Here is a 23,021-nt window from a genome sequence, read left to right as displayed (position 1 = left end):
CGTTGCAGAGCGCTGCGTCAGCGCAGCGCATTTGCAATCACACCGCGTTGAAGCTCGCTGCCAAAGTGCCCACCACCAGCACCCAGCCGTCGACCAGCACGAACAGCAATATCTTGAACGGGGCCGAGACCAGCATCGGTGACAGCATCATCATGCCCATCGACATCAGCACGCTGGACACCACCAGGTCGATGATGACGAACGGGATGAAGATCAGGAAGCCGATTTCGAATGCGGTCTTCAGCTCGCTGGTGACGAAGGAGGCAACCAGCACCGGGAAGGGGATTGCGTCCGGGCTGGCGTAAGGGCCTTGCCCGGCCAGGCCGGCGAAGGTCATCAGGTCGGTCTCGCGTACCTGCGCCAGCATGAAGGCGCGCAGCGGCGCGGTGGTCAGCTGCCAGGCAGTCTGGAAATCAATCTGGCCATCCAGATACGGCGCCATGCCGGTGGACCACGCCTTGTCCCAGACCGGCATCATGACCATCGCGGTCAGGAACAGCGCCAGGCCCAGCAGGATCTGGTTGGACGGGGTCTGCCCGGTGCCCAACGCCTGGCGCAGCAGACCCAGCACGATGATGATGCGGGTGAAGGCGGTGAGCACCAGCAGCATGGAAGGCAGCAAGGTGATCGCCGTCATCAACAGCAGGGTCTGCAGTGGCAGGCTGACCGGCGCGCCGCCGATCTTGCCGACATTCACGTCCGGCAGTGCCGGCATCTGCGGGCCGGGCGCGGCCCAGGCAAACAACGGCAATGCCAGCATCGCCAGCAGTAGCAGCAGCTGCCAGCAGGCGCGTGAGTTCAAACCGCTTGAGTTGAAGCGTTGGCCCGACATGATCAGGAGTCCTTGCGCAGTTTCTGTGCCAGCAACTGGGCGAAATTCGGTAATTGTTTGAGATTGGGCAGGGCCGGCGCAGGTGTCTGCGGCAACGGCTCGGGCAGTTGGTGCAGGGTGCTGATGCCGCCGGCAGTGATGCCCAGCAGCAGCTGCTGGCCATTGACGTCGACCACCACCACACGCTCCTTGGCACCAACGTTGATGCTGGCCACCACCTTCAAGCCCTCGGCCGGCCGGAACGCGCCGCCCGGCATGCGCTTGAGCAGCCAGCCCAGGCCGATGATCAGGCCCAGCACCAGCAGCAGGGTGAAGAACGCACCGAACAGGCCGGGCGCGCTGGCCGCGTGCTGGCCAACCGGCGTGGCCGCCTTCGCGGCCGGTGCGGCATAGGCAAGCAATGCGATCAACGCAGTCTCCGGATGCGCTCGCTGGGGCTGACCACATCGGTCAGTCGCACGCCGAAGCGATCATTGATGACGACCACTTCGCCATGCGCGATCAAGGTGCCGTTGACGAACACGTCCAGCGATTCACCGGCGCCGCGTTCCAGTTCCACCACCGAGCCCTGGTTGAGCTGCAGCAGGTTGCGGATCGGCAGGCGCGCGCGGCCGACTTCCAGCGACAGGGTCACCGGTACGTCGAGGATGACGTCCAGGTCCAGATCGGTGCTGATGGCGTTGTCGGCCTGCAGGTTGGCGAACTGCGCCGGCGCTGCGACGGTTTCGGTTTCAGTTTCGGGAGATTGGATGTCATTCATCGGTGTTTTCCTGGATCACGGGGACGCTGACGCGCTTTCCCGGAGGATGGGTAGCAGTGATCTTGATGGCGTTGCGGTCGTTGGAGACGCCAAACTCGCCGGTGAATACCGGGATGCCTTCCACGCACAGCGGCACCTGCTTGGGCATATCGATCGGCAGCACATCGCCGATCTTCAGCTTGGTCAGTTCGCGCAGGCTCATGCGGCGCTTGGCCAGCACGCTGGACAGCTCGACTTCGGCGGTGTCCAGCTGCTCGCGCAGCATGTTGGCCCAGCTTTCGTCGCGGTCGTTGCGATCGCTCTGGATGCCGGCATCCAGCAGCTCGCGGATAGGCTCCAGCATCGAGTACGGCAAGGTGATGTGGATGTCGCCACCGCCGCTGTCCAGTTCGACATGGAAGCGGCTGACCACCACGTACTCGCGCGGGCTGACGATATTGGCGAAGTGCGGGTTGATCTCGGAGTTGATGTAGTCGAAATCGACATTCATCACCGGGCCCCAAGCCTCACGTAGATCGGTGAAGGTCTGCTTGAGCATCAGCTGGATGACGCGCATTTCGGTGGCGGTGAACTCGCGGCCTTCGATGCGGGTGGGGTAGCGGCCATCACCGCCGAAGAAATTGTCGACGATGGCAAACACCAGGGTCGGCTCGAACACGATCAGGCCGGTACCGCGCAGCGGCTTGAAGCGGATCAGGTTGAGGTTGGTGGGCACGTACAGCGAGTGCAGGTAGTCGCCGAACTTGATCAGCTCGATACCACGTACCGACAACTCGGCCGAGCGGCGGATCAGGTTGAACAGGCCGATGCGCCACAAGCGCGCAAAACGCTCATTGACCATTTCCAGGGTCGGCATGCGCCCACGGATGATGCGGTCCTGGCTGGCGAAGTCATAGGAACGCGCTTCGCCCGGTGCCGCCGCAGGCTCGGCGGTATTGACCGAGCCGGAATCCACGCCATGCAGCAGGGCGTCGATTTCGTCTTGGGACAGCAGGTCGTTGATGCTCATCGTGGCGCCTTACTGGGTCACAAAGCTGGTGAACAACAATTCGTCGGCGCTGTTCTGGCCGGTCTCGGTCTTCATCAGCTTCTGAACTTCGGCCAGCGCGGCGGCCTGCAGTTTCTCCTTGCCGGCGCGGTCGGCGATCTGGGTCGGCTCAACCTGCGAGAACAGCATCAATAATTTGGCGCGGATGGCCGGGGCATGGGTCTGCAGCGCAGCCAGCGCCAGCGGATCACGGGTCATCAACTGCACTTCGACCTGCAGGTAGCGCGGGCCGTCGATGGGACCGCTGAGGTTGACCACGAACGCCGGGTCCAGGGCGAAGTACTGCGCCGGTGCCGGAGTTTTGGCTGCGGTGGCCTTGGTGGCTTGGCCGTCGGCCTTGCCCTGGGTGAAATACCAGACCCCGCCGCCGGCAGCGGCTGCCGCGAACACGGCGATCAGGGCAGGCACCAACAACGAGCGCCGCGGTTTGCTTGCCGCTTCCTTGGTGGGTTCAGCTTTGCGGTTTTTATCAGCGGCAACGGCCACGTGGAGCTCCTCAGGATTGCTGCCCAAGCAGATGCAAGGGCCGTGCCGGAGGATGTGAATGGGCAGATGGCGGGAAATTGACGCGGGTGTGGGGGGCGCGGATCAGGTTTGTGGGATTGGGTTTGTGGGAGCGGCGTCAGCCGCGAAGCTGATGATCTGCCACATGCCCAGCTTCGCGGCTCATGCCGCTCCCACAAAAGCTGATGACTAGATCCACATCGCATTCCAGTAGGGGTAACAGCGCGGGGAGCTCACCAGCCCGGCGCGGACCGGATTCCTGATGATGTAGCGGGCGGTTGCTTTCAGATCCTGATCCTTGCGCACGGCGCGGTCATGAAAGCCTGCCGCCCAAATGGGGCGAACAATTGAGGAGGGCAGGGTTCGCGCGGTGTTGGCTTTGATACTTCGTACCAACGCACTGAGGTGGGTGTGAAGACCCAGTTGGACTAAGCCGTGCCAGTGGTCCGGCATCAGTACCCAGGCCAACAAGCGTGCGTCGCGCCAGAGTAAAGGGTGGTACAGGGCGTGGCAGATGCGTGATGCCAGCGGGAAGTCCAGGAACAAAGGTTGACGAGCGCGGGTTGTGAACGTCACCAGGTAGGCATGCCCTGGCAGGGAAACACGGCCTGTGCGGAGGGTTCTGGAGCCTGGCTTTGGATTGGTTGCTGGAAGCGCCATCGACGCAGGATTGCACTGCGGCCTCTCAAGTGCTGTCAGCGCAATGATCGTTTGCAGATGGGCGGATAGATTGCCTGCTTCGCGGTTTACACCGCTCCCACAAGAGATGCATCAGTGCTGTGGGAGCGGCGTCAGCCGCGAAGCTGGGGGCTTTTCAGACTCTCGGCTTCGCGGTTTACACCGCTCCCACAACATCATTTTTTTGCGGGACTTCAGGCATATGCATCGAGCAGGCCGCGCAGGCGCAGGTTCTGGGTGCTTGCCGGTGGCAGGTCAGTGCCATCGTGCGGGCTGCCGGTTGCCAGGCCGTTGCTGCCTTCGCCCTTGTCGCCGTTATGTTGCGAGCTGGATTGCTGGCCTACATCGGCATGGCTCAGCTGCAGGCCTTGTTCGCCCAGCATTTCGCGCAGGCGCGGCAGGCTGCTTTCCAGGGCGTGGCGGACATCGGCGTGGGCGCTGCTGAAACTGGCGTGGACGCGGTCGCCGTCCAGTTGCAGCTTCACGTCGATCTGGCCCATGTTTTCCGGGTTGATGCGGATATGCGCATGACCGATCTTCTGCTCTGCCAGCCAGCCGACACGCGCGCCGATGGCCTCGTCGAAGTCGCCGGCATTCAGATCCGGGGTGGGCGTGGGCGCGGTGATGCTGCTGGCCGGGGCAGTGGCACGTACTTCCTGCAAGGCCTGGTTGTGCAGCAGCGACGCAAACGCGGCAGGTGCGGGGGTGTCGACATCGAGATTGAGCTTGCCGGCATCATCGTTTACGGCGGCCGCTGCCATCGGCAAGGTCAACTCAGCCGCGACGTCATCGCTGCTCAGGGCCGCCGTTGGCGCGGGGCCAGCAACCGCAGGGGCAGCGCCAGGCAGGGCCGGGGTTGCAGCCGCAGCGGGAACCGTCGGCGCGGCCTGCTGGGTGGCGGCGGCCAGCGCTGCGGGCAGTTGCGCTGCCGGCTCCGGGGCTGGCGCCACAATTGCCGACAAGCCGAACGGCGGCCAGGGTGCGTCAGTGTCCGTGCCTGCAGCCTCGGGCTTGTCGTCGTCGCTGGCACTGTTGTTGGCTGTGCTGGCCTGCTCGGTGCTGGCCTCGGTGGCGCTGTCGTCGACGCGCGCTTCCTTGGCCGGCGCCGGGTCATTGCTGCCTGGCTTGCTGGCTGCGGGCTTCTGCGTGGCGGGCTTGCTGTTGAGCATTGCATCGAAGCCGCTGTCGGCGTTCTTGTCGCTACTGCTACGCGCGGTACTGTTGTTGTCGACGTTGCCGGCAGAGGAGAGCGCTGAGGGAAGGACATTCACTGGCTTTCTCCTTCGCCCTCGATCTTCTTCAAGCGTGCGCGGCGGGCGCCGATATCATCCATCTCGCGTTGATCGCGGCGGTCGGCAACCTGTTTTTCCTGTGCGCGGTAGCTGGCAGCGAGCTGTTCCAGCACGGCCTTGTCGCGGCTGGCCAGCAGCAGGCGGGCGCGCTCGGCGTCCACACGTTCCTGGTTACTGTCCACGGTTTTGCTCTGCGCTTCCACCGCGTTGTCGAGGCGGTCGAGGAAAGCACGGCGGTTGAGCAGTTGCGCGGCGCTGGTGGTGGCCAGCTGCGCGTTGGCGTATTCCTCGGCGTACTGGCGCAGCTCGGAGAGGCGCGATTGATGCATGTCCAAGGCCTGCTGGCGTTCGGCCAGCGCTTTGGCGACTTCATCTTCGCGGTCCTGCGCGTGGCGCAGCAGCGGGTCCAGGCGGCGGCTAGGGCTCATGCGGGCGTCTCACTATCTACCAGTTGGTGCAAAGCATCGAGGCTGTGGCCCAGGTCGGCAGCGTTGTGCACGTCCTGGCCAAGGAATTCCATGATCTCCGGCCAGCGATCCAGCGCCTCGTCGGTGAGCGGGTCGTTGCCGCGCTGGTAGGCGCCGATCGCGATCAGGTCGCGGTTGGCCGTATAGGCCGATACCAGCTGTTTGAGCTTGCGGATGCGTGCGCGCCAGACGTCATCGGCGATGTCCTGGACCACGCGGCTGACCGAGGATTCGACGTCGATGGCCGGGTACAGGCCGCTGTCCGCAACGCGGCGTGACAGCAGGATGTGGCCGTCGAGAATGGCGCGTGCGGCATCGGCAATCGGGTCCTGCGGATCGTCGCCTTCGGTGAGCACGGTGTAGAACGCAGTGATCGAGCCACGGCCTTTGGCGCCGTTGCCGGCGCGTTCCACCAGTGCTGGCAGCTTGGCGAATACCGAGGGCGGATAGCCGCGGGTGGTTGGCGGTTCGCCCACTGACAAGCCGATTTCGCGCTGGGCCTGGGCAAAGCGGGTCAGCGAATCCATCAGCAGCAATACGTTCAAGCCTTGGTCGCGGAACCACTCGGCGATGGCGGTTGCACGGTAGGCACCGTGCAGGCGCGCCAGCGGTGGCCGGTCGGCCGGGCTGGCGACGACGACTGCGCGGCGCAGGCCTTCTTCGCCTAGGGTGGATTCAACGAAGTCGCGGACTTCGCGGCCACGTTCACCAATAAGGCCAACCACGATCACGTCGGCGGCGGTGAAGCGGGTCATCATGCCCAGCAAGGTCGATTTGCCGACACCGGAACCGGCGAACAAGCCGATACGCTGGCCACGGCCGATCGGCAGCAGTGCGTTGATCGCGCGCACACCCACGTCCAATGGCTGGGTGATGGGTTCGCGGGCCAGTGGGTTGATGGAGACACCGGCCATGCCAACGACGCCTTCGGCGCGGATCGGGCCCTTGCCGTCGAGCGGGATGCCATCGGAATCGATGACGCGGCCGAGCAGGCCTTCGCCAACTTCGACACCGCCTCGGCGGTAGGACGGCACCACGCGGGCGTTGGGCAGCAGGCCATGCAGTTCGGCGCTGGGCATCAAATAGGTGCGGTCGCCGGAAAAGCCGACCACCTCGGCATCGACCCAGCCGCCATCGATGATCTCGACCTTGCAGCTGGCGCCCATCGGCGCTTCGCAGCCAACGGCTTCCAGGGTGAGGCCAACCGCGCGGCGCAGGATGCCTTCGCGGACCAGACCATGGCCACCGCCAGCATCGAGCGAGATGCCATCCAGGCGCGCGGCCAAGCGCAGATTACGGGCGGCGGCCCAATCGGCGGGAGCGGGCGAAGGTGAATGCGACGGGTTCATTGTGCGGCTCCGGCACGGCGCAGGACGGTGGCCAGGGCGGCGCGCAGGCGTGCATCCAGGGTGCCATCCACACGTACGGCTTCGGCGTGTACGCGCAGGTCGCCACGGCTGAGGCTGTGGTCGGGTACAAGGCGTTGGCCGGTTGGCAACGTCAGTAGATTGCTGATGGCAGCGATGTCATCCGGATGCAGCCGGACTTCGACATCGCGGTTGGTGCCGCTGACGGTGTCCAGTGCTTCATCGATCAGATCCTTCAACAGTGAAGGGTCCGCCTCGTAGGCGCGGCTGATCAGGGCGCCGGCGATGCGTACCGACAGTTCGCCAAGTGCGCCGACCACTTCATTCTCCAGCCGCACCAGCGGCCGGCTGAAGTTGTCGAGGATGCCTTCGATCTGCGCGGTCAAACGCCGTACTTCGGCTTGGCCCTGGGCGTAGCCATCGGCGTGACCTTGCTGAAAGCCTTCTTCCTGCGCTGCATCGCGGATGGCCTGGATCTCATCCAAGGTCGGCAGCTGCAACGGTGGCAGCTCCGGCTCGGCAACGATGGTTTCCAGCGATTCCAGGTCGAAATCGTCCGCCGCCAACGGGGCGGGCGGTGCGTTGAGATCCGGTGCAAGCCAGCGCACGGCGTTGTTCACAGCATGGCCTCCGCGGCGCCGCCGAGGGTGATGGTGCCTTCATCGCCCATGCGCTTGACGATGGCGAGGATCTCGCGCTGCGCGCCTTCCACATCGGACAGGCGCACCGGGCCCCGGGCTTCCATGTCTTCAAGCAGGATTTCTGCGGCACGCTGCGACATGTTGCGGGTGATCTTGTCGCGCACCTTGATGTCGGCACCGCGCAGGGCCAGGCCCAGGCGCTCGCCGCTGACTTCGCGCAGCACCAGCTGCATTTCGCGGTCGTCCAGATCCACCAGGTCGTCGAACACGAACATCAGGTCCTGGATGCGGCTGCCGAGCGGCGAATCGATACGGGCAATTTCGGTGAGGATGGCCTGGTCCTGGCCACCGTCCATGAAGTTGAGGATGTTCGCGGCACATTGCACGCCACCAATGTTCGACGACTTCAGGTTCTGGTTGCCGGCGAACTGGCGCTCCATGATCTCGTTGAGCTCGTTCAACGCGTTCGGCGGAATGCCGTCGAGGGTGGCGATGCGCAGCAGCACGTCGACGCGGGTGCGCTCGGGCAGCAGCTTCAATGCTTCGGCAGCTTGGTCGGTTTCCAGGTGAGCCATGACGATGGCGATGATCTGCGGGTGTTCGTTGCGCACCAGGTCGGCGACCGCGCGCGGGTCCATCCACTTCAAGGCATCCAGGCCGGTGGTATTGCGGCCGAGCAGGATGCGATCGATCAGGTTGCTGGCTTTCTCATTGCCCAGCGCCTGCACCAGCATGTTGCGGATGTAGTCGTCCGAGCCAACGCTCAACGAGGTCTTGTTGCCCAGCTCGGCGCCAAAGTCGTCCATCACCTTCTGCACCTGCTCGCGGGTGACATCGGTGAGCGTAGCCATGGCAATGCCGATCTTCTGTACTTCCTTCGGTTCCATGTGGCGCAGCACTTCGGCCGCGTCGGTTTCACCGAGCGACAGCAGCAATACTGCGGCACGTTGCACGCCGGTCATCGGCATTGCATCAGTCATTTGACACCCATCCCTTCACTACCTGGGCAACCCGCTTGGAGTCGGTTTTCACTGCTTCGCGGGCCATGCGCAGGCGTTCTTCGTATGCGTCCACCGGCAAGGCCAGGGTGGGGGTTCCGTCCAGGTGCAGGCGGTCGGCGGCAAGTGCCGGCATTTCGGTGCCGTCATCCAGTACCTGCACGTCGGCGCTGAGCGGATCTTCCGGACCCGACAAGGCCTTGGGTGTGCCGGTGATCTGGCGCAGGGCGGGGCGCAGCACGCCGAACAGCAGGGCCAGTACCACGATGGCGCCAAGAACCAGACGCAGTGCATCGCGTACCTGCGGGTTCTCCCACCACTTCGGTGCTTCGACGGGTACGGACTCACGCACGAACGGCGCGTTCATCACCGACACGGTGTCGCCACGTTCGGCGTTGAAGCCTACCGCCTGCTTGACCAGTGCTTCGACGCGGGTCAGTTCGGCGGCGCTGAGCGGCTGGTCGGTCTGCTTGCCGTTGGCACCGGCACGCGGCACGTGGTCCACCAGTACCGCAACCGAGACGCGGTTGACCCGGCCAGGCGGCTGGCGGGTGTGCTGCAGGGTGCGGTCCAGCTCGTAATTGCGGGTGGCGTTCTTGGAGGTTTCAGTCGGCGTGCTGGCCGTGGCCGGCGGGGCGGCGGCCGGGCCCGGCGGGGTGTTGCTGGTGGCCCCGGGAATGCCCTGCGGGCCGGCGGTTGTGTTGGTGTTCTCGCTGATCTGCTCGCTGCGGATCTTCTGCGGCTCGGCGTTGTAGAGCTCGCGGGCTTCCTCGGTGACCGAGAAATCCATGTCGACGCTGACTTCCGGATTGACCCGGCCTGCGCCAGTCATCGGTTCCAGCAGTTCGCGGATGCGCTGGTTGTAGGAGCCCTCCAGACGACGGACCTGGTCGAACTGGGCGGCGTTGAGCGCTGCGTCGCTGTTGGGATCGGCGATGGTGAGCATGCGTCCACTCTGGTCGACCACGGTCACGCGTTCGGGCGCCAGATCGGGAATGCTGGAGGCCACCATATGCACGATGGCATCGACCTGGTTGCGCTCCAGCTGCTGACCGCCACGCAGTTCCAGTACCACCGAGGCACTGGCGACATCGCGCTGGCGGGTGAAGGCGCTGGGCTTGGGAATGGCCAGATGCACGCGGGCATCGCGCACAGGGCGCAGGCTGCTGATGGTGCGCACCAGTTCGGTTTCCAGCGCGTGTTGATAGCGCGCGGTTTCGACGAACTGGCTGACGCCGAAGCCGGGGTCGCGTTCCATCATTTCAAAGCCCAGGCGACCGCTCTCGGTCAGGCCGGAGCCGGCCAGCTTCAGGCGCGCATCGTGCACGTTCTTTTCCGGCACGCTGATCGCACCGGTGGTGGCGTCCAGCTCAAACGGGATCTGCGCCGAGCGCAGCAGGTCGGTGGCCTCGGCGGTCGCCTTCTGGTCCAGCCCGGTATACAGCGGCATCATCTGCGGCTTCTGTGCCCAGAAGAACACGAACAGGCCGGCCGCCACGGCAACCGTGATCATTGCCATCAAGCCCAGGCGGCGGGTGATCTGCAGGCTTTGCAGACGGTCGAACCAGGCCCCAGCCCGTTCCGGATTCAGTGATTCTCTGGACAGCGCGAGTGCCATGCGTGCGGATCCTTACAGCGGCATGTTCATCACGTCCTGGTAAGCCTGGACGAGACGGTTACGGACTTCCACGGTGGCGCGGAACGCCAGCGAGGACTGTTGGGAGGCGACCATGACCTTGGCCAGATCGGCATTGGCATCGCCACGCTCGAAGGCTGCGGCCAGTTGCCCGGACTTCTGCTGCGCTTCGTTGACGCCCTTGATGGCGCCCTGCAGGGCCTGGCTGAAGGAGGGAGCGGCAACGGCATTGCCCTCGGCCAGCCCCTGGATCGCGTTGCTGCGCGGAACGTCGGCAATGGGCGCGGTCTGCCCGACCTGGTTCTGCAGCGTGCGGATCTGGGAGAGAACGGAGGTGATGGAGTGGGACATCGTGCGGGTTTCCGGGCAACGTGTGGGGAGCTGCTGGAGCAACTGCAAGTTGCGTGCCGGAACCGTGAAGGCCTTGATGTTGGTGAATACGTCGCAGCTGCGGTGAATGGGTGTCGGCTTTCCGACACGGAAGCTTGGGTTCACGCCGCTGGCGGTGGATCGCAGGCGCCGGAACGAAGACGGCCGCCGGAGAACCGGCGGCCGTAATGACAATGGAGCAGGGCGTGGATCAGGGCAGCCAGGCGGCGCGCCACTCATCCAGCCCGGCACCTTCGAGCATCCAGTCGCGGTGAACCACGGCCTTCAGCGCATCGCCTGCCTGGCGACGCGCACCGGCATCGGCGAGATGTTGTCGAATGGCGCCCACCCACTCGCGGTGTCGATTACGCACGCGGGTAACCGGCAGGCTGGGGTCCCGGTACGGACCGACGTCACTGCAGACCACCGGTACTGCGCAGGCACCGTATTCGAGCAGGCGCAGGTTGCTCTTGCATTCGTTGAAGCGGTTTTCCTCCAGCGGCGCGATGGCCAGGTCGAGCTGCAGCTGCGCCAATGCACGCGGATACAGCGCGATATCCACGCCGGGATGGAACTCGGCAATGTACGGACGGAGCCGATCCGGGCACATGCCGAAGAAAACCCAGTCCACGTCCTGCGCCAATTCGCTGACAACATCGGCAATCATTTCCAGGTCGCCGGTATGGCCGAGGCCACCGGCCCAGCCAACGCGTGGGCGCCGGTTGTCGTCGCGACGCACGATGGGCAGGTGTTTCCACCAGCTCACCGGCAGACGATTACGGGCAATGCGGATATCCGGATGCATGCCTGCAAAGGCCTCGGCCATCGCCGGTGTGGACACCACAAAACGGTCGACCAGGCTCATGGCCTTGCGCAGGCTGCGCAATACGTCGCGTGGCATGTGCTCGCGATGCGCGCTCTTGGGCGGCAGGTTGGGCAGGTAGTCGTCGAGCTCATAAACCTTGAGCGCACGCGAGAAACGAGCGCCGCGCTGGATCTTGTGCAGGTCATCCTCACTGACACGACGTTGCAGAACCAGCACATCGGGATCTATACGTGCCTGTTCGACCGGATCCAGCAATGTCGAATAGAGCGCACCTTCAACATGGCCCTCCAGCTTCAAGGCTTCGAACGGCTGGATGACCCGATACTGCCCGCTGCCCCAGGGATCGGCGGGCTGCGCCAACAAGCGGGGAAGCGGCCGCCAGGGCAGTGGCTTCCACGAGAAATCCGATTCGCCCAGGCGGAATCCACCGGCGACATCCAATCGCAGGCTTGGGTTGTACGCCGGATCGTGCGCGAGGGCAGGCAGCCAGCGTTCAAGCAGGGCATCGGCTGTCGCTTCCGTGGTCCCGGTCTGCTCGGTCGAATGCAGCAGCAAGGCATGCGGCGTCCATACGGTCAGGTAGCCGCGCGCACGTGCACGCAGGCACAGATCCACGTCAGCGCCTTCATCGGCGAAGGTCGCATGGTCGAACCCTTCGAGCTGTGCGAACAGCTCTGCGCCGATCAACAAACAGCTGTCCGTGACCGCCGAATATTGCTGCGCTACCTGCAGCCGGTTCATGTAGCCAGACGCATCCATGGCCATTCCCGCAAACGCGTGGCCGCCGCTGCAGAACAGTCCCGGCACCAGCCCGGCGTGGGTCAGCTTGCCATCGCCGGAGACGGTCTTGGCTCCCACCACCCCGACCTCGGGCCGCAGGCCATGATTGAGCAGCTCATCCAGCCAATGCGGCTGCAACGCGGCTACCTCCGGGCGCAGGAACAGCAAAAACTCTCCGTTTGCCTGGGTAGCGGCAAGATTGCGGGCGGCAGCGTGCGGCAGCGGCGGATCGAAGGCGAATGCCCGCACCCGATCTGCGGCCAAGGACTCAACCTGCTGCATCCATTGACGTAGTTCATCGGCCGCGCCGTTGTCGACCAGCAGCAGCTGATAGTTGGCATAGCGGGTCTTTTCGAGTATCGAGACGACACAGCGCTCGAGCGCGGCCAGCGTGGTGTCTTCGGATACGACCAGCAACACGGATACCGTTGGTTGCTGACTGTGGCCAAAGTCGATGCGATACAGGCCGTCGTCGATGGCTGCTACCGTCGCGTCGATATAGCCGCGTGCCTGCAAATGGTTGAGGATCGCCCGATGCTGTGATGGGCCGCCATTCTGGCGCAGCGTGGCGCTAAGCAAGGGTTCGGGCAGATGTTCAATGCCAACGAAGGCGTCGGCATTGATGAGCCGCAGGATCAGATCGAGTTCCGCAGCATCTCCCGCAATGGGATCAAAGCCACCGGCAGCACGTGCTGCCTCGCGTTGAAATACCCAATGCGATGCGAGCATCGATGGATTACCCAACAACAGGTCCAGGTTGAGGTCCGGACGGAGCATGGGTGCCAACGTGCCATCATCATTGCGGCACCACCCGTCAGCGAACAATGCCCGCAGCTGTGGCTGCTCCGTGAGTCTGAGCCGCAGCTGCAGTAGGCCACCTGCGCAGAATTCGTCCCCGCTGTTGGCCAGCAATAGCCATTCGAACGTCGCTTCCGCCAGGAGCTTGTCCGCAAGCCTTTCCAGTGACTCACCTGCCGAACCGGTCACCTGCACCTGGGTGTTGGCCACGGCAGCACATATCGCGTGTGTGGTGTTGCCCGTCAACACAATTACCTTCAAGCCTTCAGGCAAACCGTCGCTGCCACCGAGGCTGGCGATGCTGCGCTGGATGGCGGCGACATCACCTTCCGGACTCCGCAGCAGTATGCACAGGCGAGGTGGCGCTCCGAAAACGCGCATGCGTTGTTCGCATAACGTGTATTGGGCAGCTGTAGGTACCCGCACCGCGCGCCAGTTGTCGATTACGGCACTGGGAGTCTTCGCAAGGTGGATGCCAAGCTGCTTCAGTCGCTCGGCCCGACCGGTGCGTACGATTTCCGCGCCCAGATCGGAGTGACGGGCATAGAGTTTGCGATACAGCGCGGGGTAGTGCGCGAATGCCTGCACGGACCGTCGCTCATCGCCATCGGCGCGCATCCGCACATGGACGGTTTGCTGGCGCACATGGTGGAAGGGCAGGCGCGCGGCCAACCGCAACAGGAAGTCCCAATCTTCAAGTCCCTGCAAATGCTCGTCGAAGCCGCCGATTTCAGTGGCGAGCGCGCGTGGCCAGGCAAATGTGTTGACGGGGATGTAGTTGTCCACCGACAAACGCTCGTGCGAATAGCAATCATGCAGGTAGCGCCGCTCCTCGGTCAGCTGCTGACGGGTGCCACCTTCAACACGCTCGATGATGAAAAGCGCATCGGTATAGATGACTGTACCGGGATGTTGCGCGATCGCGTCAGCCAGCACCTGTAGATGGCTGGGTAGAAACAGATCATCGTCATCGAGATAGACAACGTATCTACCACGCGCCAGGCGATGGGCTGCATTGCGTGCCGCGGCCGGCCCACCATTGCGCCCCAGACGCAGATAGTCGATGTGGAAGTCATGATCGGCCAGCAGGTGCTCGACCCCTTCGCCGCAGTCATTCACCAGCACCACTTCGAAATCACGGCAGGTCTGGGCCTGGAGGCTGGCCAACGCATCGATCAGCAACTGCGGGCGGTTCCAGGTGGTGACGATGACCGAAATCAGTGGTGCAGCATTGTCTTCTGCCAAGGCCTGTAGCCGCTCGATCAGTGCGCGTGCACGTTGACCAAGCGCGGAATCGCGTTCCGTGGGATACAGCGCCAATCGCCTGGTGATGTGGTCCGCGACATCATGCTCGCGGTCGCGCAGGCGTGGTCCCATGCCGCGCTCCAGCACACCTTCGACAATGGTGAGGTGATCTTCCAACGGTGCGGTGGAGGCATAGAAGCGGTTGGAGTCCTGTGCGCCATGCCATCGATAGCTTGTCCCTTCGGCATGAACAAAGGCAAAGTCCGGGTGCTGTTCTGCCATCTGCACAACCATCTGCCAGTCACCCGCACCGTTGGTATTCGCTGGCCGCCACGTGGCACGGAAGGCCTGGCGGTCATAGATCACCGCGGAGGGCGTCATGTAGCAATCGTGGGTCAGCAGGTCGGCCACTTCGTTGCGCTCACCCACGTAGTCGGCAGAGCGGTAGCCCGGATGGGCAATCTGGGCCACTGGCTGGCTTTGTTCGTCGACCCAGCGGATACGGGTATAGCCCACCTTTACATGGGGGTGGGCTTCCAGCACCGGAAGCAGCCGCTGCAGGTACCCTGGATTGAGGAAGTCATCGGCCGACAGGAACGTGAAGTAGCGGCCGCGAGCGATCGCCAGACCATTTCTCCAGTTGTGACCAGCGCCATAGTTGTAGCGATTGCGCATGTAGCGCACACGTGGCTCGTTCGTATAGGCAGCCATGACCTGTTGGGTGCAGTCGCTCGAAGCGTTGTCCAGCACGAGTACTTCGATGTCATCAATGCCCTGGTCCAGCACGGACTGCACGCATTGCTGCAGAAACTTCCCGTAGTTGTACGTTGGGACGATCACACTCAATCTGGGCCGTTGGCCACGCACGTTGGCCGCATCGGCGGCGATGGCCGTGGTGATGCGGTTGATCCAGTAGTCGGCGGAGCGGGGATAGGACGGCGCCTGATGCGGCGTATCGGTTTGTATCATCTCCCAATCCGTGGCCGCTCCCTTGGGGTCGGTGATGATGCGCGAATCGAGGTAAACCAGCTGCTCGTCATGCATCGGTACCACGAGTGGCAGGAACAGCTTGTTGAATGCTGTCTCGTCATGCAGATGTTCGCGTTGCGCGGTATGGCGAAGGACAAGGTAGACATTCGGAGTCGATGCGAAGCAGACGCGAACATGGTCGATGCGGTCATGCGCAATCAGCAGAAGACCGTCGTGGGAACCGCCACTCTGATCCTGCAGACGCTCGAACTGAAGGCCGTTGCCATCGCCGTAGCGGCACAATGGCGTGATCGGCATCTGGATGTTCAGATCGCGCCAGTCTGCGTCACTGAGCAGGAACGCCTGATTTTCTATGGGGCTGAAACCGGCAATGGCGACGCGCCACGGTTTGTCGGGGCAACGACCGCCCGCCAACAACGCCCAATCGATCATGCATTCATCTCTTTCTACTGCCGTGGGGATCATTGCTTGTTGCTCGTTCTTGCGAAGCTCGCCATGTCTTCCACGCTCTGCTCCAGCGAGGTCCATACATCAAGGCCCAGTGAGCGCGCTTTGCTGATGTCGGGGACATAGTAGGAACGCGGGCCACCGGACTTCCCCAGGATATGAACGGGCTTATTGGGGCTGAGAATGTCGCGGACACGGACGGCCAGGTCGGCGATGCTGATTCCCACATCGGAACCAACGTTGTAGGCCTGCCCAGCCATACCTGTGCACAGCAGGTGCAGCAACCAACACGCAAGATCGGCGCCATGCAGGTAGCTGCGCATTGCTTCGCCGGAGGAATGCAGGTCGATGCTTTTCGAATGGAGTGCATCGCGAACGAAATTACCAATCGCGAAATGGGCATCCAGTGGCAGCCCAGGCCCGGCGAAGGCAAAGCAACGGGTGAAAACGGGAACGATGCCAAGCTGCTCGGCGTAGACCGCCGCCATTGTTTCCTGGGCACGTTTGGCTTCACCGTAGATGTTGCCTGCCAGCGTACTGTCACCTGCGCTCGATGTAGACTCCTGCACGGGCTGGCCTGCGGCAATCGGCCCATATTGGGCGCCGGAGCCGGTAAAAAGTATCCGGGGCGCCCCACATTCCACGGCAAGGTCCAGCAGCCGGCGGCCGCCAGTCAAGATGCTGTCGAATAGTTCCAGCGGCCTTGCATGCGCGGAAACCGAGGTCTCGGCTGCTGCGTGCAGGATAAGGTCAGGCGCGGGGCCTTGCCACTTGGGAATGGCGCGTACGTCGCTGGCAATCCAATGCAGCCAACTACAGCTGCGGTAATAGGGAAGTGCGTCAAGAAAGCGCGCTGGATTCCGCGATACCACCGTCACCCGCAGGTCAACGCCCTGAAGAACAAGGCTGTCCAACAAGGCCAGAAGCCATTGACCAAAAAAGCCCGTGCCGCCTGTCAGCAGCAAGTGATGACCCTGCAGTCGCGGGCCCAGCGCCGTTGCTGCCGGCAAACGTGCAAATGCGCGGATTGCTTCGACCGAGCGTGGCGAGAGTGTGGCAACGGATGTCATTCGACCACCTGATTGCGACCGCAGCCGGTGGAGCCGGCGCGGCGGATCACTTAACGTCCTCGACGAGGCTTTTCCAGGACAACGCCGGCAACTCCGGGTCATGGCTGCGTACCATCATCAGCAACTTGTCTTCGTGGTCGCGCTCGGAGCTGAAGACCAGTGCGTCCACTGTCTCCTCGCGGCTGGCCAGCCAGGACGGAGGAACCACGGACAGACCGAGCCAAGACGTGCCTTGTCGGGTACGGTTGGAGTCCAGGCAGCACACCACTTCCACCTGGGCGTTGCGTGCCTCGATCACCAGCAGGGCGGCCAACAGGCTGCTACCGAGAATGACCACACGCTGTCCACGCATGTGGCTGAAGATATTGTTCCCTGCACGGACATGAGCCGCCCATCGATACAACAAGCGGATTGCAGTGGTGGCATCGGCTGCAGGAGCCTGCATTCGATCAAGTACGCGCGTGGCGATGTCGACCCGTCCGCTCTGCAGCAGCAGCACCAACAAGGGGAGCAGCGGTTGCGCGACCCGCGTATTCTCGCCAAGACCGTCCAGACCCTTGAGCAGAAGTGCTTCCAGCCGGCGCAGGACGGACTGCCCGAATGTGGCTTTCTGCTGCTGCAGGATGAGGTCCTGGGCCTGGAAACGCGCGATCTGCGCATCGAACATCGGTTCGTATTGCTCGCGGTAGCTTGTCTTCCGAACCAGTTTGCGGAGTGACTGAAACGTATGCATTGCAGCACGTGCGAGATGCACGTCCTGGGTCTCCTGAACGCCGTGCTGGCGGTAGCGAAGCAGCGGCTCGTTCAGGAATGCAACCGGTCCTTTCAGGTTCATCAGCGCGGTACGGACGTGTTCCCCCGCCCCGATGGTTATCGGGCGCTGACGGCTATCCTTGACGCCACGATAGGTACGCAGCAGCGTGTTCGTCGAAAGCAGGTGGGGCATGAAGATCATGCTGCTGGCCGGATACCACAGGCGTTCCTCGGTAACCCTGGCGATGTATTCCCCCTGTTCGAAGATGCGGGTCGGGCCGGGTGGGGTGATCCAGGGGTGAATCTGGTTGTTGTCCGCGTCGATGATGCTCTTGTTGGTCCAGATGGCGGTCAGATCCGGACGTTGGGAAATGAGCGCCATCTGCCGTTCCAGCATCTTTGGTTCCATGATGTCGTCGTCATGGGTGATGAGGAGGCGCTCGCTGCGCGCGATCCACTGAGCCGAGATGCTGTTGAAGGATGAGGTGTGCCCCGGTGGGTTGCGGATGTAGCGCAAGCGGCTGTCCTTGCACTCCAGTACGTAGTAAGGGGTCTCGTCGGTGCTTCCATTGTCCAGAACGAGCAGTTCGAAATCCCCGTACGTCTGGCCGAGAATCGCGGGAAGCGCCTGCCGAAGATAGTGGCAGCGATTGTAGGTGGTCAGCGCGACCGTAAGCGGAATCGTCATGGTGGCTCGCAGAATTGCGTCGTTCCGGGGACGGCTTGCTGGCCGCACCAGGGAGCGGATCAATGGAAATAGAGGGTGATGTCTTCGAGAACGTCGGCGTACAGGCGCATGCCGACCTTGTAGTCCGGGCGGATCGACAACACTTCATCCATCAACTGCCAATAGTCGTCTGCGTGGTGGTAAGCGCAGATCGCCAAGGTGGGTGCGTCGCGCGCAATGATGTTCTTGGCGCCACGGATGGCCCTGGCTTCCATGCCCTCGATGTCGAGCTTGATGAGGCCGATTTGCCCGGATGCCAGCGCGTCCAGCGGCGTGCCCTGGATGAATGATGCGATGTCGCGCGGCAAGGTATAGCTGAGCTCGTCGGCGATGTCATAGGACAGGCTGCGCTGATAGACGGCACGCGTGGGAGTCGCATCCAGCCCCATATTGAATACCGCAACTTCTGCGCGCGATGAAAAGTTCTTCAGTGCCTCGTAGTACGGCGCAAGCTCCGGTTCAAACAGCCATGCTTGCTGAACCGGCCCATGCACTGCCTCCAGCCGGCAGAGTGTGTCGCCTGCGGCTGCCCCGCCGTCGACGAAGCGCTCTGCCTTTTCGCGGCTTACAAAGGCAGGTTCGAAGTACTCCTGCTGCTGCGGTGACCTGATGGCGGCTGCGGGGCCGGTGGCCAGCTGCAGACGCATTCCGATCAGAGCGTCGAATACCTGGCGCGAGTGTTCATCGTCCAGTCGCAGGAATGCGGACAGGTGCGGCAGTGGGTCGCGGGCTGGGGCTTCGGCCGTGTTGGCAAAGGCGCCGGTGACGTGATCGGCATCCAATGCATAGAGGAACTCGTGCATGTTCAGCAGCTGCGATGCAGGGTACTGCTGCGCCAGCTGGGAGAGGATCGCATTGCTGTGCTGGCCGCTGGCGATGACAACCGTAGCCGCTTGCAGGGGAATGGATCGCGGGTGATGCACCGGCAAGCCTTCCAGTTGCTGACCCTCTTTGCCATGGTCATTGTCCAGAAAGCCGATCACTGCAACGCCGTGCTCGCGCGCGATCCTCGCCAGCCGCATCCCGATCTTGTAAGCGCCGAAGATATAGATTCCCCGGTTCAGTTCCGCGCGCAGCTGTTGACCGCGTTGCTGCAGGCGCGGCAACGCGTCTGCAGACAGCATCGCCTGTACGTTCGGATAGGCATCCAACCGGTCCAGGATCGACAACCGCGAAGGGTGGTCAATCACCACCTGGTCACGGCAGGCCAGGTGCTGGCGTCGCGACCAGACAACCTGCAGCGCCAAGCCACCCGCGATCGTGTGGATGTGGGGGTGATCTTCCTGCAGGTGGGCGTACTGAGCGGGGACGTGCACGGGGGTGTTTCCAGCTGGGAGGGGTGGGTCAGATCGAGACCTTGCCAGGTCGTTGATAGCCGGGTTCGCGCATGGGGTACTCGGCCAGGGTGGTGTCTTTCTTCGGCGTTCGCCAGTCGCCATAGACGAAGTCGAGATAGGCTTCGGTCTGATGGGGCACATATAGGCTGCGGTCGAGGAACCGCATTTGATCGTAGTCGCGGAAGTGGTGCGCTGGGGCGATGAACTCGGTGCCAAGACCGGTGGTTATCGCGCTGCCATCTTCGAAGACGCGGCGAAGTATTCCGATCTCGAAAGGAATGATGACTTCCGCGTCGGTTTCGTTCTGGAAGGTCAGTACAACCGCTGCGGGACTGCAATCCTGCGTGAAAACTGCAACGTCCACGCAGGTTCCAGGAAGCAACGGAAGCGAGGCTTTGATCGCAGACAGGTTGTCTACGAGGATGTGCAGGTCCTGGTCGACCAGCGTGAAGTCGATGTCGTCATCCCAGGCGATGAAGTCGTTCTCACGCACGGCACCCAGCAAAGTGCCGAAGTCCAGGCACATGCGAAAGCCATACCTTGTCATCGCGTCGTCCATGGCATGGATCAGCCTGACCGCGAAGTGCTTGGTGGTTGCGTCGGAAAAAGGGTGCTTGCCATGGTTGACGGCGAGCATGCTTTTCGGTGGCAATGTGACCTTGTCTGCGGGAATGCCCAGTACCTGCAACTGCGTGGAGATGCTCTTCCACCAACCAGTGGTGATCACCACCAGGTCGTAGTCGAACGTGCTGATCTGCTCCGGCGCCAGAACGGGCAAGCCTCTGATCTGGCTGCCGTGCCGGCTGCTGTCATTGTCGGCAAAGGCCACTACATTCAGTGTGGCGAAGTTTTCGGCGAAACCTTGCCCGACGCGTCCGGCACCAAACAGGACCAGGCGCTTTCCGGCCAATGCTTGCGGGACGACGCTCATGCCTTCACCGCCACGCAGCGCCCGACCATTGCATCTTCGTTGCCATACTTGGCCAAGCCACGTCCTTCTATCTGGTAGCGGACATCAAAGCCTGCTGCGGTCACCGCGGAAAGCACACCCAGATGGTCCAGGTAGCGGCGATAGTGGTCATGACCAAACACCTTGTCACCGGCGGCATCATCCGTGGTTCGATATTCCAGCAGCAGCACACTACCGGCCGGAATCGCCTGCCTGGTCATTGCCAGGAAGGCGTGCTGTTCCTTGGCGTCGATGGCGTGCAGGAAAAATCGCGCATAGACAGCGATCCTGTTCTTGCCAGCAACGAAGCCCTCCACTTCGGCCCGCGCCTTGGATGCACGATTGGCCACGTAGCGCGCATGCCTATGTTGGTTGCGTGCAATGCACAAGGCGATGGCAGTTTCGGCAGCGTCAAGGGCGAGTACCGGGACCCCGTTGCTGGCGAAGAAATGGCTGTCCCTTCCATTGCCGCAGCCAAACTCGACGATTCCGTCGATATCAGACAGCTCATTGATTGCGAATGCTGCGAACTGAGAGGGATAGACGGGCGCCGTTGCGTTGCCACTACGGTAGAAATTGGCCCAATGATCCGCCTTGGCATCGAAGGGCAGGGGATCATTCATGAGCGCTGCGTCGCTAGTTGCCGTGGCGCTGTCGCAGTAGGTAATCATGGCACGGACGCCTTCATCTGGGCAGCCAACTCGTCGGCAGGAAGGAAGGGGTAGAGGTCCTGTAGGGTTCCCGATTCGGGTTTTCCATCCGCGTTGATGCGAGTCATCACGCGCGGGACACGGGGTTCTTCCGGGTAGACCATTACTTCGCACAGCACCGGCCCCGCGCTGTCGAGTACGGCTTGCAACTGTTGTTCCAGTCCGTCATGCGAACTGATGCGGGCATAGGCCACGCCATATGCCTTGGCCAGTTGCTCCAGTTCCGGCAAGCGCATGCCACTGCTGCTGTCCGCGCCAACCAACAACTGGAAGTGCATCTGTTGTGAGGTGCGGATGGAGGCATAGCCTTGGTTGTTGACCACGAAGCACTTGACCGGCAACGCCAGCGCGGCCAGCGTAGCGAGCTCCTGGACGTTCATCTGCAGGCCGCCGTCGCCCTCCACGCAGATGGTCCGGGTACGTCCGGATGCCATGCAGGCGCCGATTGCTGCGGGTATGCCGAAGCCCATCGAGCCGGTGCCACGATTGTGGAAGCAGCGCTGGCCCTTCTTCAGACGCAGGTTGAGCAGGAACAGTTCGGCGGCAAACCCGGAGCTGCCCGGTGCGATCACATCACCCTCGGCCAGTTGTTGGGAGAGCCGGTCCGTGAAGTAGTACATGCTGACGCCGTTGCTGTCGTCTGCGTGCTCGGCACCCAGCAAGGGGTAGCGGCTGCGCCATTCGGCGATGCGACGATGCCATTGCTGGTAGTCGGGCAGGGTGGCGGTTTGTACTGCAACGTTCAGGGCATGTATGAATGGTTTTGCATCGCTGACGACGGCAACGTCAATCGGCATTTTCAGCTTGGCGATCTCGGCTGCGTCGATATCCACCACGACCTTTCTGGCATTGGGCGCAAAGTTTGCGTGGTTATAGGCGGTGAGCGCCATGTCCAGACGCGAGCCCAGCACGATCAGCAGATCGCAGTTCTGCAACGTGAAGTTCGCCCAGCGCGGTGCAATCGAACCTGGCCGACCGCCATACAGCGGATGATCGTCTTCGATGACATCCATGGCCAACCAGGTTGGCAGCACGGGGATTCCCGCTTGTTCAAACAGATTGCGGAACTCCTCCACAGCGCCCGCCATGCGGATACCGCTGCCGGCGATGAAGGCAGGACGCTGGGCATTGCGCAGGAGTTCGATGGTCTTTGCCACTGGCTCCTGCAGATCCGCCGATGCCGTGATTGGCAATGGCAGTGCGCGACGGAGTTGGGCCGGATCAATCTGCGCGGCCTGTATGTCCAATGGTATGTCCAGCCATACCGGCCCTCGGCGACCGCTCAGCGCCGCTTGCTCGAGTTGGTCGAACACCTCGGCCGCCGCCAACGGATCGGTCAGGGTCACGGCGTGCTTGGTGATCGGGGCGACGATGGAGACGATGTCTGCCTCCTGCACGCCGAGCATGCGCAGGCCGCTGTCGCCCTTCAGGTCGGCACTCTTGACCTGGCCGGAGATGAAGAACACCGGCGATGAGTCCAGCCATGCACCGAGCACGGCGGTGACTGCATTGGTCGCCCCCGGCCCACAGGTGGTCATGCAGGCGGACGGGCCGCCACGAAGTTTGCTTGCCGCCTCGGCGGCGACGCCAGCGGCCTGCTCGTGCAGGCACAGCACCGGTTCCAATGCCGGATGGCGGCCGAGCGCATCATTAAGATGCATCGCCCCGCCGCCCGGGAGGAAGTAAACCTGCCCGACGCCCAGGTCGGCCAAGCGGCTCATGATGTAATCAGCGACGCGCATTGATGGTTCCGTATCGAGTTGAAGTGCGGCGGGCAGTGATGCCGGTACGCGAGAA

The 23,021-nt window shown here is 62.9% G+C and carries 20 protein-coding genes; all 20 read right to left on the bottom strand.

What is annotated here, in order from left to right; translation table 11 throughout:
- Nucleotides 1–37 precede the first annotated feature (37 nt).
- The 20 genes from fliP to ABE493_RS01190 all read right to left on the bottom strand — a co-directional run bounded on the left by fliP (nucleotide 38) and on the right by ABE493_RS01190 (nucleotide 22,966).
- Nucleotides 38–760: a flagellar type III secretion system pore protein FliP gene (gene fliP, locus ABE493_RS01285; protein WP_428999531.1), complete on the bottom strand. Its 723-nt coding sequence runs from the start codon at nucleotides 758–760 to the stop codon at nucleotides 38–40.
- A gap of 74 nt (nucleotides 761–834) precedes the next feature.
- Nucleotides 835–1,242, bottom strand: coding sequence for a flagellar biosynthetic protein FliO (gene fliO, locus ABE493_RS01280; protein WP_057628148.1), 408 nt, complete (start codon nucleotides 1,240–1,242; stop codon nucleotides 835–837).
- Nucleotides 1,239–1,592 carry a flagellar motor switch protein FliN gene (fliN, locus tag ABE493_RS01275; protein WP_346496522.1) on the bottom strand — a complete coding sequence of 118 codons (354 nt, stop codon included), beginning with the start codon at nucleotides 1,590–1,592 and terminating at the stop codon, nucleotides 1,239–1,241. The genes fliO and fliN overlap by 4 nt, the downstream gene beginning before the upstream one ends.
- Nucleotides 1,585–2,601 carry a flagellar motor switch protein FliM gene (gene fliM, locus ABE493_RS01270; RefSeq protein ID WP_346496520.1) on the bottom strand — a complete coding sequence of 339 codons (1,017 nt, stop codon included), beginning with the start codon at nucleotides 2,599–2,601 and terminating at the stop codon, nucleotides 1,585–1,587. The genes fliN and fliM overlap by 8 nt, the downstream gene beginning before the upstream one ends.
- A gap of 9 nt (nucleotides 2,602–2,610) precedes the next feature.
- Nucleotides 2,611–3,126, bottom strand: coding sequence for a flagellar basal body-associated FliL family protein (locus ABE493_RS01265; protein WP_346496518.1), 516 nt, complete (start codon nucleotides 3,124–3,126; stop codon nucleotides 2,611–2,613).
- A gap of 207 nt (nucleotides 3,127–3,333) precedes the next feature.
- Nucleotides 3,334–3,804, bottom strand: a complete 471-nt coding sequence (locus ABE493_RS01260; protein WP_430980686.1) for an REP-associated tyrosine transposase — start codon at nucleotides 3,802–3,804, stop codon at nucleotides 3,334–3,336.
- A gap of 212 nt (nucleotides 3,805–4,016) precedes the next feature.
- Nucleotides 4,017–5,093, bottom strand: coding sequence for a flagellar hook-length control protein FliK (locus ABE493_RS01255; RefSeq protein WP_346496514.1), 1,077 nt, complete (start codon nucleotides 5,091–5,093; stop codon nucleotides 4,017–4,019).
- Nucleotides 5,090–5,542 (bottom strand): flagellar export protein FliJ, encoded by a 453-nt coding sequence (fliJ, locus tag ABE493_RS01250; RefSeq protein WP_346496512.1) that lies wholly within the window; start codon nucleotides 5,540–5,542, stop codon nucleotides 5,090–5,092. Before fliJ ends, ABE493_RS01255 begins: the two co-directional genes overlap by 4 nt.
- The gene (locus ABE493_RS01245) at nucleotides 5,539–6,930 is read right to left on the bottom strand and encodes a FliI/YscN family ATPase (RefSeq protein WP_346496510.1); all 1,392 of its coding nucleotides are present in this window, start codon (nucleotides 6,928–6,930) and stop codon (nucleotides 5,539–5,541) included. Before ABE493_RS01245 ends, fliJ begins: the two co-directional genes overlap by 4 nt.
- Complete coding sequence (locus ABE493_RS01240) at nucleotides 6,927–7,568, bottom strand: FliH/SctL family protein (RefSeq protein ID WP_346496508.1); 642 nt, start codon at nucleotides 7,566–7,568, stop codon at nucleotides 6,927–6,929. The genes ABE493_RS01245 and ABE493_RS01240 overlap by 4 nt, the downstream gene beginning before the upstream one ends.
- Nucleotides 7,565–8,551 (bottom strand): flagellar motor switch protein FliG, encoded by a 987-nt coding sequence (fliG, locus tag ABE493_RS01235; protein WP_057628133.1) that lies wholly within the window; start codon nucleotides 8,549–8,551, stop codon nucleotides 7,565–7,567. The genes ABE493_RS01240 and fliG overlap by 4 nt, the downstream gene beginning before the upstream one ends.
- A gap of 10 nt (nucleotides 8,552–8,561) precedes the next feature.
- A complete protein-coding gene (fliF, locus tag ABE493_RS01230) occupies nucleotides 8,562–10,205 on the bottom strand; it encodes a flagellar basal-body MS-ring/collar protein FliF (RefSeq protein ID WP_346496506.1) in 1,644 nt (547 codons plus the stop codon).
- A 12-nt stretch (nucleotides 10,206–10,217) separates the two neighbouring features.
- Nucleotides 10,218–10,574, bottom strand: a complete 357-nt coding sequence (gene fliE, locus ABE493_RS01225) for a flagellar hook-basal body complex protein FliE (RefSeq protein ID WP_346496503.1) — start codon at nucleotides 10,572–10,574, stop codon at nucleotides 10,218–10,220.
- Nucleotides 10,575–10,803: 229 nt separating this feature from the next.
- Entirely contained in the window at nucleotides 10,804–15,663 is a 4,860-nt protein-coding gene (locus ABE493_RS01220; protein WP_346496501.1) for a glycosyltransferase, read from the bottom strand.
- Nucleotides 15,664–15,692: 29 nt separating this feature from the next.
- Nucleotides 15,693–16,748 (bottom strand): NAD-dependent epimerase/dehydratase family protein, encoded by a 1,056-nt coding sequence (locus tag ABE493_RS01215; protein WP_346496499.1) that lies wholly within the window; start codon nucleotides 16,746–16,748, stop codon nucleotides 15,693–15,695.
- A gap of 46 nt (nucleotides 16,749–16,794) precedes the next feature.
- Complete coding sequence (locus ABE493_RS01210) at nucleotides 16,795–18,189, bottom strand: glycosyltransferase family 2 protein (RefSeq protein WP_346496497.1); 1,395 nt, start codon at nucleotides 18,187–18,189, stop codon at nucleotides 16,795–16,797.
- Nucleotides 18,190–18,248: 59 nt separating this feature from the next.
- On the bottom strand, nucleotides 18,249–19,544 hold the full coding sequence (locus tag ABE493_RS01205) for an FkbM family methyltransferase (RefSeq protein WP_346496495.1): 1,296 nt from the start codon (nucleotides 19,542–19,544) through the stop codon (nucleotides 18,249–18,251).
- Between the two features lie 28 nt (nucleotides 19,545–19,572).
- Nucleotides 19,573–20,496: a nucleoside-diphosphate sugar epimerase/dehydratase gene (locus ABE493_RS01200; RefSeq protein ID WP_346496493.1), complete on the bottom strand. Its 924-nt coding sequence runs from the start codon at nucleotides 20,494–20,496 to the stop codon at nucleotides 19,573–19,575.
- Nucleotides 20,493–21,185 (bottom strand): class I SAM-dependent methyltransferase, encoded by a 693-nt coding sequence (locus tag ABE493_RS01195; protein ID WP_346496491.1) that lies wholly within the window; start codon nucleotides 21,183–21,185, stop codon nucleotides 20,493–20,495. Before ABE493_RS01195 ends, ABE493_RS01200 begins: the two co-directional genes overlap by 4 nt.
- Nucleotides 21,182–22,966, bottom strand: coding sequence for a thiamine pyrophosphate-binding protein (locus ABE493_RS01190; protein ID WP_346496489.1), 1,785 nt, complete (start codon nucleotides 22,964–22,966; stop codon nucleotides 21,182–21,184). The genes ABE493_RS01195 and ABE493_RS01190 overlap by 4 nt, the downstream gene beginning before the upstream one ends.
- Nucleotides 22,967–23,021: the final 55 nt, after the last annotated feature.

The sequence above is a fragment of the Stenotrophomonas terrae genome, from assembly GCF_039674165.1.
Classification (GTDB): Bacteria; Pseudomonadota; Gammaproteobacteria; order Xanthomonadales; family Xanthomonadaceae; genus Stenotrophomonas; species Stenotrophomonas terrae_A.
The sequence above is the reverse complement of the archived record's forward strand: the minus strand, read 5'-3'. Positions and strand labels throughout refer to the sequence as shown.

Coding starts and splice junctions, on each gene's coding strand:
- fliJ (WP_346496512.1), bottom strand. CDS start 5,542: ATGAGCCCTAGCCGCCGCCTGGACCCGCTGCTGCGCCACGCGCAGGAC.
- ABE493_RS01215 (WP_346496499.1), bottom strand. CDS start 16,748: ATGACATCCGTTGCCACACTCTCGCCACGCTCGGTCGAAGCAATCCGC.
- ABE493_RS01190 (WP_346496489.1), bottom strand. CDS start 22,966: ATGCGCGTCGCTGATTACATCATGAGCCGCTTGGCCGACCTGGGCGTC.
- fliF (WP_346496506.1), bottom strand. CDS start 10,205: ATGGCACTCGCGCTGTCCAGAGAATCACTGAATCCGGAACGGGCTGGG.
- ABE493_RS01195 (WP_346496491.1), bottom strand. CDS start 21,185: ATGATTACCTACTGCGACAGCGCCACGGCAACTAGCGACGCAGCGCTC.
- fliE (WP_346496503.1), bottom strand. CDS start 10,574: ATGTCCCACTCCATCACCTCCGTTCTCTCCCAGATCCGCACGCTGCAG.
- ABE493_RS01200 (WP_346496493.1), bottom strand. CDS start 20,496: ATGAGCGTCGTCCCGCAAGCATTGGCCGGAAAGCGCCTGGTCCTGTTT.
- ABE493_RS01260 (WP_430980686.1), bottom strand. CDS start 3,804: ATGGCGCTTCCAGCAACCAATCCAAAGCCAGGCTCCAGAACCCTCCGC.
- ABE493_RS01245 (WP_346496510.1), bottom strand. CDS start 6,930: ATGAACCCGTCGCATTCACCTTCGCCCGCTCCCGCCGATTGGGCCGCC.
- fliP (WP_428999531.1), bottom strand. CDS start 760: ATGCTGGCATTGCCGTTGTTTGCCTGGGCCGCGCCCGGCCCGCAGATG.
- fliN (WP_346496522.1), bottom strand. CDS start 1,592: ATGAATGACATCCAATCTCCCGAAACTGAAACCGAAACCGTCGCAGCG.
- fliM (WP_346496520.1), bottom strand. CDS start 2,601: ATGAGCATCAACGACCTGCTGTCCCAAGACGAAATCGACGCCCTGCTG.
- ABE493_RS01220 (WP_346496501.1), bottom strand. CDS start 15,663: ATGATCGATTGGGCGTTGTTGGCGGGCGGTCGTTGCCCCGACAAACCG.
- ABE493_RS01210 (WP_346496497.1), bottom strand. CDS start 18,189: ATGACGATTCCGCTTACGGTCGCGCTGACCACCTACAATCGCTGCCAC.
- fliG (WP_057628133.1), bottom strand. CDS start 8,551: ATGACCGGCGTGCAACGTGCCGCAGTATTGCTGCTGTCGCTCGGTGAA.